Source organism: Nocardia alni (assembly GCF_019038435.1).
Lineage (GTDB): Bacteria > Actinomycetota > Actinomycetes > Mycobacteriales > Mycobacteriaceae > Nocardia > Nocardia alni.
Map to the genome: position 1 here is coordinate 1 of NZ_JAGPOX010000396.1, position 401 is coordinate 401.

Here is a 401-nt window from a genome sequence, read left to right on the forward strand (position 1 = left end):
CCGCATGTCCATCACCCCCCAGGAGGCGCTGCAGCGCACCATCGAGCACCGCGAGATCTTCCACGACGAGATGCTGCACCTCATGCGCATGATCATGCGCGGCGAGCTGTCGCCCGTGATGACCGCCGCCATCGTCACCGGCCTGCGCGTGAAGAAGGAAACCATCGGCGAGATCACCGCCGCCGCCCAGGTGATGCGCGAGTTCTCCCGCAAGGTGGCCGTGGCCGACACCGCCCACCTGGTGGACATCGTGGGCACCGGCGGCGACGGCGCCAACACCTTCAACATCTCCACCTGCGCGATGTTTGTGGCCGCCGCCGCGGGCGCCAAGACCGCCAAGCACGGCGGCCGGGGCGTGTCGAGCAAGAGCGGCAGCGCCGACGTGATGGAGTCGCTCGGCG

The 401-nt window shown here is 69.3% G+C and carries 1 pseudogene; it reads left to right on the forward strand.

The annotated features are described in order from the left end of the window. A pseudogene (locus tag JZ791_RS47520) lies at positions 1 to 401 on the forward strand (anthranilate phosphoribosyltransferase); the annotation flags it as partial.